The organism is Herbiconiux oxytropis, assembly GCF_024979315.1.
GTDB lineage: Bacteria > Actinomycetota > Actinomycetes > Actinomycetales > Microbacteriaceae > Herbiconiux > Herbiconiux oxytropis.
This window is the reverse complement of record NZ_JANLCK010000001.1, coordinates 171528-184705: the sequence shown is the minus strand read 5'-3', so window position 1 is coordinate 184705 and position 13178 is coordinate 171528. Positions and strand designations below refer to the sequence as shown.

Below are 13178 nucleotides of genomic sequence, written 5' to 3'. Positions count from 1 at the left end.
CTTGCTCGCACCCGCACTGGAGCACCTCGTCAAGGGCATCGTCGACAATCCTGAAGACGTGCGTGTCGTGACGAAGAGTTCCCCGCGCGGCGAGGTCCTCGAGGTTCGTGTGAACCCCGACGACCTCGGTCGCGTGATCGGTCGATCGGGTCGCACCGCCAAGGCGCTGCGCACCCTCGTGACCGCGCTGGCCGACGGCAAGCGCGTGCGTGTAGACGTGGTGGACACCGATTACTGAGAACAAGAAGACCCAGTTGCGGGTCGGTCGCCTCACCAAGGCCCACGGGCTGAAGGGCGCGATCAAGCTCGAGCTGTTCACCGACGACCCGGAACGACGCTTCGTTCCGGGCGCGGTGTTCAGCCTCCAGGTGCCGACGTCGTCGCCCTGGCACGGCAAGTCCCTCGAGCTCGCGGAGCTGCGCTGGTACAACAGCCACCCCGTGGGCTTCTTCAAGGGCGTCTCCGACCGCTCGGCGGCCGAAGCGCTCGTGAAGGCGATCCTCTGGATCGACCTCGAGGAGAACGACGACTCCTCCGACGAGGAGGACGCCTGGTACGACCATCAGCTCGTCGGCCTCCGCGTGGAGCGCGACGGCGAGCAGGTGGGCACGGTCAAGCTCGTGGAGCACTTCCCGGCGCAGGACCTGCTCATCGTGAAGACCGACTCGGGCGAGGTGATGGTGCCCTTCGTGAAGGAGATCGTCCCCTCGGTCGACCTCGCGGCGGGAATCGTCACCGTCACGCCACCCGCGGGCCTCTTCGAGGAGCTACCCGACGAGCCCGAGGCGCCCCCCGCCGAGTAACAGTAGAAATGCCGAGGACCGACTCCATATACGGGGTCGGTCCTCGACATTTCTACCGATATTCGGCACGCCATAATGATGAGCATGTCTCATCTCATTGAAGAGCTCGATCGAGCCGGTGGCGTTGCGTCAACAGCGGCGCTGGTTGCGCGCGGAGTCCGACTCACGACAATCAACGACGCCGTCGAGCGCGAGTCCGTTCTTCGCCTCCGTCGCGGCTGGGTAGCGCTGCCGGACGGTCCTTCGGATGTAATCCAAGCTGTTCGAGTCGGTGGTCGACTGACCTGCCTGTCCGTGTTGAGGCGCGAGCGGGTCTGGTGCCTGAATGACTCGCGCCTGCATGTTCGAGTGGGCCCTGCAGCCCACAACCTCTCGTCCCCGCACGACCGCCGCATCCCGCTCGGCCGCCCCGAGCGCTTCGGCATCGCGCTCCACCGCTCCCACCGGGCCGACCTGCCAGAACCCGAGGGCCCGGTGGACCCCTTCCCTTGGGCCCTCCTCCACGCCGTCACCTGCCAGCCCCGGGACGACGCCGTCGTCACCCTCGACTCGGCCCTCCACTTCGGCCGCGTCTCACGCGCCGAGCTCGAGTCCCTCACCGCGCACCTCCCGGCCAAGTACCGCGCCCTGCTCGAGCTGACGGATCCCGGCGCCGCCTCCGGCCTCGAGACGAAGGCCCGTCTCGGCCTCCACCGCTACAACATCCCCTATCGCTCCCAGGTGCAGATCCCGGGCGCCGGCCGCGTCGACATCCTCATCGGCGACCGCCTCGTGCTCGAGGTCGACGGCCGCGAATGGCACTCGGGCGCCTCGGCCTACGCGCGAGATCGCTCCCGAGACCTCGCGCTCATCGAATGCGGCTGTCTCGTCCTCCGTCTCAGCTACGACCAGGTCATGGGGGAGTGGCCGCGCGTGATCGCGGTCATCCGCCGGCTCGTCGCCCGGCACGAGCACCGCTGGTCGCCCCGGCATGTCAAGGAGGGCCTCGCCGTTAGGCTTTGAGGATGCGCATCGACGTCGTCACGATCTTTCCCGAGTTCTTCGACGTGCTCGACATCTCGCTGCTAGGAAGGGCCCGTCAGACAGGTCTGCTCGACGTCACGGCGCACAACCTCCGTGAGTTCACCCACGACCGCCACCGCACCGTCGACGACACCCCCTACGGCGGCGGCGCCGGTATGGTCATGAAGCCGGAACCGTGGGGCGAGGCGCTCGACAGCATCCTGCCGACCGAGACGGAGGCGCCCGGAGGTGACGCCCCCGTCGTCATCTTCCCCTCCCCGGCCGGCACCGTCTTCACGCAGAAGATGGCGCGCGAGCTCGCCCAGCGTGAGCACCTCGTCTTCGGCTGCGGCCGCTACGAGGGCATCGATCAGCGCGTCTTCGACCATGCGGCCACCCGCGCCGAGGTGCGCCTGGTCAGCATCGGCGACTACGTGCTGAACGGTGGCGAGGTCGCCGTCATGGCGATGATCGAGGCGATCGGGCGGCTGATCCCCGGCGTCGTCGGCAACCCCGAGAGCCTCGTCGAGGAGTCGCACGAGGACGGCCTGCTCGAGTACCCGAGCTACACCAAGCCCGCCGCCTGGCGAGGGCTCGAGGTGCCGCCGATCCTCTTGAGCGGCAACCACAGGGCCATCGACGACTGGCGCCGAGCCCAGCAGATCGAGCGCACCCGCACGGTGCGCCCCGACCTCCTACCTCCCGACCTCCTGCCGAACGAGTAGGTCTAGCTGCGTGCGGTCAGCACGAGCGGACCGTCCTCCGTGATGGCCACGGTGTGCTCCATGTGCGCTCCCACCGATCCGTCGGCCGATCGCAGCGTCCAGCCGTCCTTGTCGGTGTAGATCTTGTCGGTGGTCTCGAGGAACCACGGCTCGATCGCGATCACGAGCCCCGCCCGAAGGGGCAGCCCGCGGTTGGCGCGCCCCTGGTTCGGCACGTGCGGGTCGCCGTGCATCGTGCGGCCGACTCCGTGCCCACCGAAGTCGGTGTTGATGCCGTAGCCGGCCTCGGATGCGACGGCGCCGATGGCAGCCGAGATGTCGCCGAGCCGCCCGCCGGGCTGGGCCGCCGCGATCCCGGCTTCGAGGGCTGCGGTGGTGACCTCGATCAGCCGGGTGTCCTCGGGTGAGCGAGGGGTCCCGACCACCACCGTGAGCGCCGAGTCCGACACCCAGCCGTCGACCGAGGCGGCGAAGTCGAGGCTCAGGACGTCGCCGTCGCGGAGCGCGTAGTCGTGGGGGAGTCCGTGCAGCACGGCGTCGTTGACGCTCGTGCAGAGCACCTTGCCGAAGGGCGAGGCGCCGAACGAGGGGTGGTAGTCGATGTAGCAGGACTCCGCGCCGCGTGCCGTGATCATGTCGTGCGCGATCTTGTCGAGCTTCAGGAGGTTGACGCCCACAGCCGCCTTCGAGGCCAGCTCGGTCAGCACCGAGGCCACGAACGCACCCGCCGGCCGCATCTGCTCGATCTCGGCCGGGGTCTTGAGCTCGATCATCCTGGAATCCTTCCGCACACTGCCGGATGCGCGGTGACGGCACCCATGAAGACCCTATACACCCGAGTCTCAGCGAACATGCGGAGAGGCTCAATACTCTGGAGTCGTGCTCATCCGTCGTGCGTTCTTCTACTGGCAGTTCCCGGCCGCAGTGATCCTGCCGGCCTGGATCCTCGTCGGCTGGGGCGTCTTCGCCGCGACGGGCTGGCAGATCCTGGGTCTGATCGTCGGCGTCATGATGCTCACCGTCGGCATGCTCGCCACCGCAGGGCTCATCTTCGCGCGAAAAGACGTGCGGGCCGACAAGTGCGTCTCGTGGCTCGACGTCGCGCTCCTCACCGTGCTGCACGGTCTCGTCATCTCAGTGGGCTTCTTCACCCCCGCCACCGCGGTGCTCGGCAGTCTCTCGGTGGTCGCGCTGATCGCGCTGTTCTGGTCAGGCATCGTGCAGCTCGTGGTCGAGACGCGCAAGCGCGTGCGCTCGGCCCTCGCGGGCTTCGAGGAGCAGGCGTCGCGCCTTCAGGCGCCGCCCCGCACATCGCGGATCGATGGCGAGTACATCGTCATCGAGACCTCCGCCGACGGCCGCACCCCACCGCGCATCTAGCGCTTTGCGGCGCGCCCGAGTTCTGTGGCACAATTGACCCTTGTGCCACGGCCCGGTTCTGCCACAGGGGAGCCAGCGTTCATCGGGCACATCCACTTCTGACAAACGAAGCCGTGCTCGACCTGTGGCGGGTGCAGATTGCGAACAACCATGCACATCCTCGACTCAGTCGACGCAGCGTCGCTCCGGAGCGACATCCCCGACTTCCGTGCCGGCGACACCGTCAAGGTGCACGTGAACATCGTCGAAGGCACGCGCTCGCGCATCCAGGTCTTCCAGGGCGTCGTCATCGCCCGCAAGAACGAGGGTGTCCGCGAGAGCTTCACCGTCCGCAAGGTCAGCTTCCAGGTGGGCGTCGAGCGCACCTTCCCGGTGCACTCGCCCGTGATCGACCACATCGAGGTCGTCACCCGCGGAGACGTCCGCCGCGCCAAGCTGTACTACCTGCGCAACCTCCGCGGCAAGAAGGCCAAGATCAAGGAGAAGCGCGACGCGTAGCCTCTGAATTCACCGCATGCCGAGCGTGCGATGAAAGGCATCCTGAGCTCCCGGCCACTACAGTGGTTCGGGAGCTCAGGCGGTTAAATGACAGACATCACAGCACCCCAGAACGGGGTGCCCTCAGACGAGCAGGCTGAGGGCGACACCGCCGAACAGAGGCGGTCCAAGCGGCAGCGGAGCGCGTGGCTGTTCGCCCGCGACCTGCTCATCATCTTCGTGGTGGCCCTGCTCGCCTCCGTGCTCATCAAGACCTTCCTCGTGCGGTCGTTCTTCATCCCCTCGGGTTCGATGGAGAACACGCTGCAGATCGACGACCGCATCCTCGTCAACCAGCTCGAGCCCGGCCTCATCCCGCTCGAGCGAGGCGACGTCGTGGTGTTCCAGGATCCGGGCGGCTGGCTCCCCGCGGTCGCCGAGCCCGAGAAGAACCCGGTCGCCGCCGCTCTCGACTGGGTTCTCGAGGGAGTCGGCCTCGCCGCCGACGACGCCAACGACCACCTCATCAAGCGCGTCATCGGCCTGCCGGGCGACCATGTGGCGTGCTGCAACGCCCTCGGCCAGATGACCGTCAACGGCGTGCCGCTCGACGAGAGCGCCTACCTCAAGCTTCCGGATGGCGTCTCGGCCGTCTCGCAGGAGTCCTTCGACGTCGTCGTGCCCGAAGGCTCGCTCTGGGTGATGGGCGACAACCGCTACAACTCCGCCGACTCGCGCTTCAACCAGGACCAGCCCGGGAAGGGCTTCGTGCCGATCGAGAACGTCGTCGGGCGGGCCATCCTCGTGACCTGGCCGGTGGACCACTGGACCTGGCTCGACAACTACGGTTCGGTGTTCAGCTCGGTTCCGGATGCGGCCGCCGCCGTCGAGCCGGCGCCGGCCTCGACGACGACGGGCGGGGAGTAGTGGCGGTCGCAGATCCGACGCTGAGGCTCGAGCGGGCTCTCGTGCGGGCCGGGGCTGCTGGTGCCGCCGCCGGGTCGCCGGATGCGGTGGCTGCGCACAGCGGGTTCGTGATCGGATGCGACGAGGTCGGGCGCGGCGCACTCGCCGGACCCGTCGCGGTCGGCCTCTGCGTGATCGACGTGCGGCGCACCCGGTCGGTGCCGAAGGGCCTCCGCGACTCGAAGATGCTCTCGGAGCCTCGCCGGGAGGAGCTCGCGCCGATCGCGGCGTCGTGGGGCGTCGCCCATGCCGTCGGCTATGCGTCGGCCGACGAGATCGACCGGATCGGCATCAGCGCCTGCCTGGGTCTCGCCGGCAAGCGCGCCCTCACCGAGCTGCACGCGGTGGGGGTCGACGTGATGGCCGCGACGATCATCCTCGACGGCCACTTCGACTGGCTCACGCCGGCCCTGTCGACGCCTTTGACGATCCGCACCCAGATCAAGGCCGACCGCGACTGCGCGTCGGTGGCCGCGGCGTCCGTCATCTCGAAGGTGGCGCGCGACCGTCTCATGATCGAGCACGACTCCATCCACCCGCCCTACGGCTGGGCGCGCAACAAGGGTTACGCGAGCGAGGAGCACCGAGACGCCCTGCTGGAGCGCGGTGCCACCGATCTGCATCGCCGCACCTGGCTCACGAAGCTCTTCGGCGACCCGTCCCGTGCCGAAGGTTCTGCGGCCTAGACTGGACCCACGATGGACGAGGACGAATTCGAAGACTACGACCGTGAGGTCGAGCTGGCGCTGTACCGCGAATACCGCGACGTCGTCTCGCAGTTCAAGTACGTGATCGAGACCGAGCGCCGCTTCTACCTCGCCAACGAGGTCGAGCTGGCCCGTCGCGACACGGAGCACGACTTCTACTTCGAGCTCACCATGAACGATGTCTGGGTGTGGGACGTGTACCGCTCCGACCGGTTCGTGAAGTCGGTGCGTGTGCTGACCTTCAAGGACGTGAACGTCGAGGAGCTCTCGAGCAAGGACTTCGAGCTGCCCAAGGAGCTCGCGCTCGACGAGTAGGCCTCCGCCTCTCCTCCACACCACTGCCGGTTCGGTCGCCTTTCCACAGATCCGACCTCCCCGGTTCGCCTGGGCCCCCCGCCGCGCATCCTTGTCGCGGAGGCAGTTATGAAGGCGAAAGACGAACTGGGCCGCCGCGGTGAGGGCATCGCGGCCGACTACCTGACGGAGTCGGGATTCGACATCCTGGCGCGCAACTGGCGGTGCGCGGTGGGCGAGATCGACATCGTCGCGAGAGACGGTCCCGAGCTCGTGATCGTCGAGGTCAAGACGCGGTCGTCGGTCGCGTACGGACATCCGTTCGAGGCGATCACGCCTGCCAAGCTCAAGCGGCTGCACCTGCTCGCGGCCGCGTGGGCGGCGGAGCATCCGGAGCACCGTGCGGTGCGCCGGCGCATCGACGTGGTGGGCATCGTCTCGCCGAGCTGGAGCGCGAGTCCCGCCATCGAGCACCTTCGCGAGGTGGAGTGATGGTGGCGCGCACGCTGTCGGTGGCGCTGCTCGGCCTCTCGGGAGCGGTCGTCGAGGTGGAGGCGCACATCGCGGATGCGATCCCGGGCTTCCAGCTCATCGGGCTCCCGGATGCGGCGCTCTCCGACGCGAAAGACCGCGTGCGGGCGGCCGCGGCCAACGGCGGGAGTCCGCTGCCGGCCAAGAAGATCGTCGTCAACCTCTCACCGGCGGCACTGCCCAAGCACGGCTCCACCTACGATCTCGCCATCGCGGTGGCGGTGCTCGCGGCCGAGGGAGTGATCGACCACGCGGCCATCGCCGACGTCGTGCACCTCGGCGAGCTGAGTCTCGACGGCCGGGTGCGCCCGATGCAGGGCGTGCTCCCGGCCATCGTGGCGGCACGGGCGGCGGGGCACCGGCGGTTCGTCGTGCCGCGGGGCAACGAGACCGAGGCCCGATTGGTCCCGGATGTCTCGGTCGAGACGGTCACGTCCCTCCGGGATGCCCTCATCCGGCACGGCGCCGAGCTCGAGCCGCAGGAGCTCGAGGCGATCGTGCCGAAGGCCGTGCCGGCGCCCGTCACGGAGGTCGGTGATCTGGCCGACGTCGTGGGCAACCCGGACGCCGTCGAGGCGCTGGTGGTGGCCGCCGCCGGTGCGCACCACCTGTTCATGCTCGGTCCGCCCGGTGCGGGCAAGACCATGCTGGCGCATCGGCTCCCGGCGCTCCTGCCCGACCTCTCGCCCGAGGAGTCGCTCGTGGTCACGTCGCTCACGTCGCTCTCGGGGCGGTCGCTCGACGGTCTCGTCACCAGACCCCCGCTCGAGAGTCCCCACCACACGTCGTCGGCAGCGGCGCTCGTCGGAGGCGGTTCGAAGATCATCCGTCCGGGAGCGGCGGCGCGGGCTGCCCACGGCGTGCTCTTCCTCGACGAGGCGCCCGAGTTCCCCGCCGCGGTGCTCGACACGCTGCGGCAGCCGCTCGAGTCCGGCACCATCACCATCCACCGGGCGAGCAGCGTCGCGCACTTCCCGGGCCGCTTCCAGCTCGTGCTCGCAGCGAACCCGTGTCCGTGCGGTCAGCACGGAACCTCCGACATCGCGTGCGTCTGCACGTCGATCGCCCGTCGGCGGTATCTGGGTCGGCTGTCGGGGCCGTTGCTCGACCGGGTCGACCTGCAGTTGCGCGTCAACCGTGTCACCACCGCCGCCATCCGCCTGGCGGGGGAGCCGTCGCGTGAGACGACGGCCTCGGCACGGCTGCGGGTCGAAGGAGCGCGGGAGGTGGCCGCAGCGCGCCTGACCGCCACGCCCTGGCGCACCAACGCGGAGGTGCCGGGCTCCTGGTTCCGCACGGGGTCGCGCCGCCTCCCCGTGGCCGTCACATCACCCATCGACCGCGCCCTCGAGCGCGGCACCCTCACGATGCGTGGCTACGACCGCGTGCTGCGGGTCGCGTGGACGCTCGCCGACCTCGACACGGCGGCGGCGCCGTCGGCCCAGCACATCGGGCGCGCACTGTTCCTCCGCAAGTCGGTGACCACGTGATGCTGCACCATCTGGATCGTGCCCACGTGGAGTCCGTCGTGCGGGCCGTGACTCCGCCGGAGATCCTCGCTCCCGGTGAAGGTGCTCCGTCGGTTCCGGTGGATTCCGCAGCGGCAACCGCGACCGCGACCGCCATCCCGGACGACGCGACGCGCGACGGTGTCGCGTCGATCGATGAGCGGTTCGCCCGGGCGGCCTGGTCGAGCCTCGTCGAACCGGGAGATGTGATCGCCGGGATCGTCGTGGGTGAGTTCGGCGCCGACCGAGCGCTGTCGATGCTGCTCGAGCGACGCTCGCCCGACGAATGGGTGGGTGCGTGCTCGGCGCACGCGCGCCCTGATCTCCCGCCCGCCGACGTGGCCGCAGCGCTCGAGCGCTGGAAGCCGCGGTTGGCGTCGAAGACCGTGCTGACCGCGTTGAAGGCGGCCGCTCACCACCGCGCGCAGTTCGTCGTTCCGGGTGATCCGGCCTGGCCGGAGGGGCTAGCCGATCTGGGCCCCCACGCTCCGATCGCACTGTGGGTGCGGGGAGATCTCTCGCACCTCCGCGGCCCGGGTGAGGCGGTCGCGCTCGTCGGTTCGCGAGACGCCACGAACTACGGCGAGCACGTCGCGATGGACCTCGCGGCCGGGCTCTCCGACCGCGGCTTCTCGATCGTCTCGGGGGCCGCCTACGGGATCGACGGGATCGCCCACCGAGCGGCGCTGGCTTCGAGCGGCACCACCATCGCCTACCTGGCAGGCGGGGTCGATCGCCTGTATCCCAGTGGCCACGGAGACCTCCTCAGACGCATCATCGACTCGGGAGCGGTCGTCTCCGAACTGCCCTGCGGAGCCGCTCCCACGCGATGGCGCTTCCTGCAGCGCAACAGACTCATCGCCGCGACGTCGGTGGCGACGGTGGTGGTCGAGGCGGGGCACCGATCGGGATCGCTCAACACGGCGGGTCACGCCGCGGCGCTCGGTCGGGCCCTCGGGGCGGTACCCGGGCCGGTCACGAGCGTCAACTCGGCGGGGTGCCACCGGCTTCTGCGCGAGTACGACGCGGTGTGCGTCACCTCGGCAGCGGAGGTGGCCGAGCTCGCCCTCGGTCGCCTGAACCAGCAGCCGTCGCTGCTCGATGGGCTCGTGGGCGAACCCGAACGACCGCCCGCGTCGGGCGTGCCCTCGACTGGTGCTCCGCCGACGGGGCGAACGCCACGAGACTCGGCTCCGGCTGCGACCTCGGCGGCTGCGACCTCGGCGGTTGCGACCTCGGCGGCTGCCACCGCCCCCGTCGTTGCTGGGGTGCCGAGCCGCCCAAGTCTCGCCGCGGGTCCGACCAGGGTCCACGACGCCCTCAGCAAGCGGGTGGCTCGGGACGTCGCCGACCTGGCGAGGCGCTCCGGCCTCGGTCTCCGTGAGGTCGAGGCGGCACTCGGAGCGCTCTCTCTGGAAGGCACGGCCCGCGAGATCTCCTCCGGCTGGCTGCGATCGTGACCTGCTGGCGGCGATCGTCGACTCCGTGGCCGGGCCGGCCGCCATCTGGCTGCCATCCGGCGTCAGGCACCATACGGCAGCCACTGTTCACCGGCTGTTCGGGCGGGAACCGGACAGGTGGGCGAGAGGCGAGGGTGGGCGCGGAGGGTTCTGCGAGACTGGGGGCATGTCCGAGCACGGCGCGCCACAGCACACGATCGTCCACATCAGCGACACGCACTTCCTGGCCGGCCGGAGGCCGTTGCACGGTGCCATCGACACGGACGCGACGCTCACGAGGGCGCTTGCTCAGCTCGAGGAGTCGGGGATCCGGCCCGAAGCGCTCGTGTTCACCGGGGACATCGCCGACCTGGGCGAGGAGGATGCGTACCGTCGCATCCGGGGCATCGTCGAACCGGCTGCCGCACGGCTGGGCGCTCGGGTGCTCTGGGTCATGGGAAATCACGACGACCGGGCGCGAGTGCGCACCGAACTGCTCGACGAACAGCCGCTCACCGACCCGGTCGTGGCGAGCATCATGCTCGGTGGCCTTCGCATCATCGCCCTCGATACGACGGTGCCGGGTTATCACCACGGCGAGCTCTCCGAGGAGCAGCTCCGGTGGTTGCGCACAGAGCTCGAGCAGGCCGCGCCGGAGGGCACGCTCCTCGCGCTGCACCACCCGCCCATCCCCACGACGCTCCCGCTCATGCCCATCCTCGAGCTGCAGCGCCAGCACGAGCTCGCGGCGGTCATCGAGGGCACCGACGTGCGTGCCATCCTCGGCGGGCACCTCCACTACTCGACCACGAGCACCTTCGCGGGAATCCCGGTCTCGGTCGCGGCCGCCACCTGCTACACGATGGATGTCGCGGGCCCGCGAGGCGCTCTCCGGGGTCTCGGTGGCGGCCAGTCCTTCTCCATCGTCGACGTCTACGGCGACCGCGTGGTGCACTCGATCATCCCCATCGGGGACTACCCGATCGTGACGTCCTTCGACCATGACTTCGTCGCCCGCGTCGATGCCCTCCCTGCCCCCGAACGCCTGGAGGCCTTCTCGCGTCAGGTCCCCCCGATCTCCTCCTGATCCACCGCGTCTCGCCCGACGCCCTCGAGCGGATGCGGGGAGATCCCGCGGGGTGCCCGGGTGTTCGAGGCCGGAGGAGGCAAGCTGGGTGGATGAGGATCGGTGAGGCGAGGCACGCGTACGAGCGGCATCTGCGGCTCGATCGTGGGTACTCGGTTCACACGGTTCGTTCGTACGGGGCGGATCTCGCCGATCTCGAGCGGTTCGCTGCCGCGCGAGGAATCGAGAATGTGCAGGGTCTCGATCTCGAGCTCTACCGCGACTGGCTGTGGGAGGCATCGCAACGGGAGCTCGCCAAGTCGACGCTCGCCCGTCGTTCGGCCAGTGCGAAGACCTTCTCGGCCTGGCTGCGGCGGACGGGTGTCACCGACATCGACACGGCGGTGCGGCTCCGCGCACCCAAGCCGGACCGCACGCTTCCCCGCGTGCTCTCCGGAGACTCGATGAACGACGTGCTCGAGCTCCTCGACACCGCCTCGGCCGAAGGCGATCCCGTCGCGCTCCGTGACCGGGCCGTGGTCGAACTGCTCTACGCCTCGGCCCTCCGTGTCTCGGAACTCGTCGGCATCGACCTCGACGACCTGGACCTCGATCGGCGCACCGTGCGGGTCGTCGGCAAGGGCTCGAAGGAGCGGGTCGTGCCGTTCGGAGCCCCCGCGCACACCGCCGTCGCCGACTACCTCGCTCGCGCTCGGCCGGCCCTCCGCGCCCGCGCAACGGCATCGCCGTCCGGTTCCGCAGGATCGAGCGCCGCACTGTTCCTCGGGGTTCGGGGTGCTCGGCTCGGGACCCGCTCCGTCTACCAGCTCGTGGCGCGTCTGCTCGAGTCCGCTCCGGGGTCAGGACCGGCCGGACCGCACGCCCTCCGCCACACGGCGGCCACCCATCTGCTCGACGGCGGCGCCGACCTCCGCGCTGTGCAGGAGCTGCTCGGCCATGCGAGCCTCGGTACGACGCAGATCTACACCCACGTCACCACAGAACGGCTCCGAGCCTCTTATCGCGCCGCGCACCCCCGCGCCTGACGGACTCCCCGCGACGTTCGCGAACCATCGGACCGGCCTGCGGACCGTCCTGCGCCAGAGGCAACAGCACCGCGCGAGGAACTCCCGACAGGAACAGGCGCGGGTTCACGTAGCCGCCGTTCAGTCGAGCTCCCAGGTGCAGGCACCCATCGGCGCAGTGCCCTCCGACGGCGACCACCGCCAGAGGCTGACCGCGTGCGACGAGACCACCGGCAGCGACGAGGGACTGCGCGGGCTCGAACGTCGACCGCACCCCGCCGGCATGCTCCACCGAGACCACCGGGCGATCGACCACGACGCCCGCGAAGGCGATGACCCCGTCGGCGGGGGCGCGGATCTGCACTCCTGGCCCCGCCTCGAGATCGAGCCCGCGGTGCCCGGCGCCGTACCGTGTCGCCGGCGCACGGAACTCCGCGGCGACCGGTGGCCTCGGCTCGATCGGCCAGAGCCACGTGCCCGCGCCCTCCGGGGCCTCCCCGTTCCCGCGCTCAGGCGCGGGACTGTGCGCCGAGCCTGCTGCACCCACGGTGCCGACCAAGGCACCGGGTAGCGGAGGGGAGACGGAGAGGACGATGGTCGCAGCGAGCAGGGCGATCACGCCGGCGAAGAAGTTCATGGGTCGAGAATGCGCTTCTCGGCATCGCCGAGGGCGGGGGTCGCCCCATCGGTGCGCTCGCTGGAGCGGCGAGGCGGCTGTGGAGGACTGGATGCGCTCGCCGGGTGGACGGTCCCCGGCGTGATCCGGTGCTGGCAGCGACACTCAGCCGAGGTTCGGGCTCCAGCCGAAGGAGGGGTCGGCATCACGCCAGGACGCGGCGAGCAGCTCACCCGAGAGCGTCTCCACGGTGAGCGCGACGCCCTCACGGTCGTCCCCGGGACAGCGCAGCGACAGCACCGCCGATTCGGCCAGCGGCGCCGGCCCCACCGTCACGAGCGTCGCCCCGCGGCCCGAGCAGCAAGCGGGTGGCCTCGTCGATCCCGCTGGGCACCGACGACAGGAGTGCCGCCGCGGACTCCGCGCTCGCCCGAGCCGTGCTGCCCTCCGATGACGAGGCGGATGCCATCCGGGTCAGCCGCCAGCTCGACGTGGGTGTGACCTGGGTCGACGCTCACCTGCCGATCGCCTCCGAGGCGCCGCACGGCGGGGTGAAGGGCTCCGGTTTCGTTAAGGACATGAGCCTCGAGCCGCTGCTGGACTACTCCGTCACGCGGCACCTCATGATCCGACACGCGG

17 protein-coding genes and 1 pseudogene are annotated in these 13178 nt (G+C 70.0%); 15 read left to right on the top strand and 3 right to left on the bottom strand.

Annotation, left to right across the window (positions count from 1 at the left end):
- Nucleotide 1 precedes the first annotated feature (1 nt).
- The 4 genes from N1028_RS00905 (at nucleotide 2) to trmD (ending at nucleotide 2530) form a co-directional block, all read left to right on the top strand.
- Nucleotides 2–238: an RNA-binding protein gene (locus N1028_RS00905; RefSeq protein WP_259524863.1), complete on the top strand. Its 237-nt coding sequence runs from the start codon at nucleotides 2–4 to the stop codon at nucleotides 236–238.
- Entirely contained in the window at nucleotides 231–803 is a 573-nt protein-coding gene (gene rimM, locus N1028_RS00900; protein ID WP_259525323.1) for a ribosome maturation factor RimM, read from the top strand. Before N1028_RS00905 ends, rimM begins: the two co-directional genes overlap by 8 nt.
- A 348-nt stretch (nucleotides 804–1151) precedes the next feature.
- Nucleotides 1152–1805 carry an endonuclease domain-containing protein gene (locus N1028_RS00895; protein WP_259524862.1) on the top strand — a complete coding sequence of 218 codons (654 nt, stop codon included), beginning with the start codon at nucleotides 1152–1154 and terminating at the stop codon, nucleotides 1803–1805.
- 2 nt (nucleotides 1806–1807) lie between these two features.
- The gene (gene trmD / locus N1028_RS00890) at nucleotides 1808–2530 is read left to right on the top strand and encodes a tRNA (guanosine(37)-N1)-methyltransferase TrmD (RefSeq protein ID WP_259524861.1); all 723 of its coding nucleotides are present in this window, start codon (nucleotides 1808–1810) and stop codon (nucleotides 2528–2530) included.
- Between the two features lie 2 nt (nucleotides 2531–2532).
- Here trmD and map read toward each other — a convergent pair whose 3' ends face one another.
- The gene (gene map, locus N1028_RS00885) at nucleotides 2533–3303 is read right to left on the bottom strand and encodes a type I methionyl aminopeptidase (RefSeq protein WP_259524859.1); all 771 of its coding nucleotides are present in this window, start codon (nucleotides 3301–3303) and stop codon (nucleotides 2533–2535) included.
- A 106-nt stretch (nucleotides 3304–3409) separates the two neighbouring features.
- On the opposite strand from map, the gene N1028_RS00880 reads away from it, so the two are divergent.
- From N1028_RS00880 to N1028_RS00835, 10 genes are all read left to right on the top strand, one after another.
- Nucleotides 3410–3910, top strand: coding sequence for a hypothetical protein (locus tag N1028_RS00880; RefSeq protein ID WP_259524858.1), 501 nt, complete (start codon nucleotides 3410–3412; stop codon nucleotides 3908–3910).
- 150 nt (nucleotides 3911–4060) lie between these two features.
- Entirely contained in the window at nucleotides 4061–4408 is a 348-nt protein-coding gene (gene rplS, locus N1028_RS00875; RefSeq protein ID WP_259524857.1) for a 50S ribosomal protein L19, read from the top strand.
- An 87-nt stretch (nucleotides 4409–4495) separates the two neighbouring features.
- Nucleotides 4496–5314: a signal peptidase I gene (lepB, locus tag N1028_RS00870; RefSeq protein WP_259524856.1), complete on the top strand. Its 819-nt coding sequence runs from the start codon at nucleotides 4496–4498 to the stop codon at nucleotides 5312–5314.
- Nucleotides 5314–6039 carry a ribonuclease HII gene (gene rnhB, locus N1028_RS00865; RefSeq protein WP_259524855.1) on the top strand — a complete coding sequence of 242 codons (726 nt, stop codon included), beginning with the start codon at nucleotides 5314–5316 and terminating at the stop codon, nucleotides 6037–6039. Before lepB ends, rnhB begins: the two co-directional genes overlap by 1 nt.
- A gap of 12 nt (nucleotides 6040–6051) precedes the next feature.
- Entirely contained in the window at nucleotides 6052–6375 is a 324-nt protein-coding gene (locus N1028_RS00860) for a DUF2469 domain-containing protein (RefSeq protein WP_022898285.1), read from the top strand.
- A gap of 108 nt (nucleotides 6376–6483) precedes the next feature.
- Nucleotides 6484–6846, top strand: a complete 363-nt coding sequence (locus N1028_RS00855; RefSeq protein ID WP_259524854.1) for a YraN family protein — start codon at nucleotides 6484–6486, stop codon at nucleotides 6844–6846.
- Nucleotides 6843–8375, top strand: coding sequence for a YifB family Mg chelatase-like AAA ATPase (locus N1028_RS00850; RefSeq protein WP_259524853.1), 1533 nt, complete (start codon nucleotides 6843–6845; stop codon nucleotides 8373–8375). Before N1028_RS00855 ends, N1028_RS00850 begins: the two co-directional genes overlap by 4 nt.
- Before the next feature lie 26 nt (nucleotides 8376–8401).
- Nucleotides 8402–9853: a DNA-processing protein DprA gene (dprA, locus tag N1028_RS00845; protein ID WP_310795553.1), complete on the top strand. Its 1452-nt coding sequence runs from the start codon at nucleotides 8402–8404 to the stop codon at nucleotides 9851–9853.
- 166 nt (nucleotides 9854–10019) lie between these two features.
- Nucleotides 10020–10919: a phosphodiesterase gene (locus tag N1028_RS00840; RefSeq protein WP_259524852.1), complete on the top strand. Its 900-nt coding sequence runs from the start codon at nucleotides 10020–10022 to the stop codon at nucleotides 10917–10919.
- Between the two features lie 92 nt (nucleotides 10920–11011).
- Nucleotides 11012–11944, top strand: coding sequence for a tyrosine recombinase XerC (locus N1028_RS00835; RefSeq protein WP_259524851.1), 933 nt, complete (start codon nucleotides 11012–11014; stop codon nucleotides 11942–11944).
- Here the strand turns inward: N1028_RS00835 and N1028_RS00830 are convergent.
- Entirely contained in the window at nucleotides 11892–12560 is a 669-nt protein-coding gene (locus tag N1028_RS00830; protein ID WP_259524850.1) for a M23 family metallopeptidase, read from the bottom strand. The genes N1028_RS00835 and N1028_RS00830 overlap by 53 nt on opposite strands.
- 144 nt (nucleotides 12561–12704) lie before the next feature.
- On the bottom strand, nucleotides 12705–12875 hold the full coding sequence (locus N1028_RS00825) for a hypothetical protein (protein WP_259524849.1): 171 nt from the start codon (nucleotides 12873–12875) through the stop codon (nucleotides 12705–12707).
- Nucleotides 12876–12907: 32 nt separating this feature from the next.
- Here N1028_RS00825 and N1028_RS00820 point away from each other — a divergent pair.
- Nucleotides 12908–13144, top strand: a pseudogene (locus N1028_RS00820) (aldehyde dehydrogenase family protein); the annotation flags it as partial.
- Nucleotides 13145–13178 lie beyond the last annotated feature (34 nt).

What these genes read in the sequence shown, in the direction of transcription:
- N1028_RS00835 (WP_259524851.1), top strand. Translation starts at nt 11,012, where the DNA reads ATGAGGATCGGTGAGGCGAGGCACGCGTACGAGCGGCATCTGCGGCTC.
- trmD (WP_259524861.1), top strand. Translation starts at nt 1,808, where the DNA reads ATGCGCATCGACGTCGTCACGATCTTTCCCGAGTTCTTCGACGTGCTC.
- N1028_RS00855 (WP_259524854.1), top strand. Translation starts at nt 6,484, where the DNA reads ATGAAGGCGAAAGACGAACTGGGCCGCCGCGGTGAGGGCATCGCGGCC.
- map (WP_259524859.1), bottom strand. Translation starts at nt 3,303, where the DNA reads ATGATCGAGCTCAAGACCCCGGCCGAGATCGAGCAGATGCGGCCGGCG.
- lepB (WP_259524856.1), top strand. Translation starts at nt 4,496, where the DNA reads ATGACAGACATCACAGCACCCCAGAACGGGGTGCCCTCAGACGAGCAG.
- N1028_RS00840 (WP_259524852.1), top strand. Translation starts at nt 10,020, where the DNA reads ATGTCCGAGCACGGCGCGCCACAGCACACGATCGTCCACATCAGCGAC.
- N1028_RS00860 (WP_022898285.1), top strand. Translation starts at nt 6,052, where the DNA reads ATGGACGAGGACGAATTCGAAGACTACGACCGTGAGGTCGAGCTGGCG.
- rplS (WP_259524857.1), top strand. Translation starts at nt 4,061, where the DNA reads ATGCACATCCTCGACTCAGTCGACGCAGCGTCGCTCCGGAGCGACATC.
- N1028_RS00830 (WP_259524850.1), bottom strand. Translation starts at nt 12,560, where the DNA reads ATGAACTTCTTCGCCGGCGTGATCGCCCTGCTCGCTGCGACCATCGTC.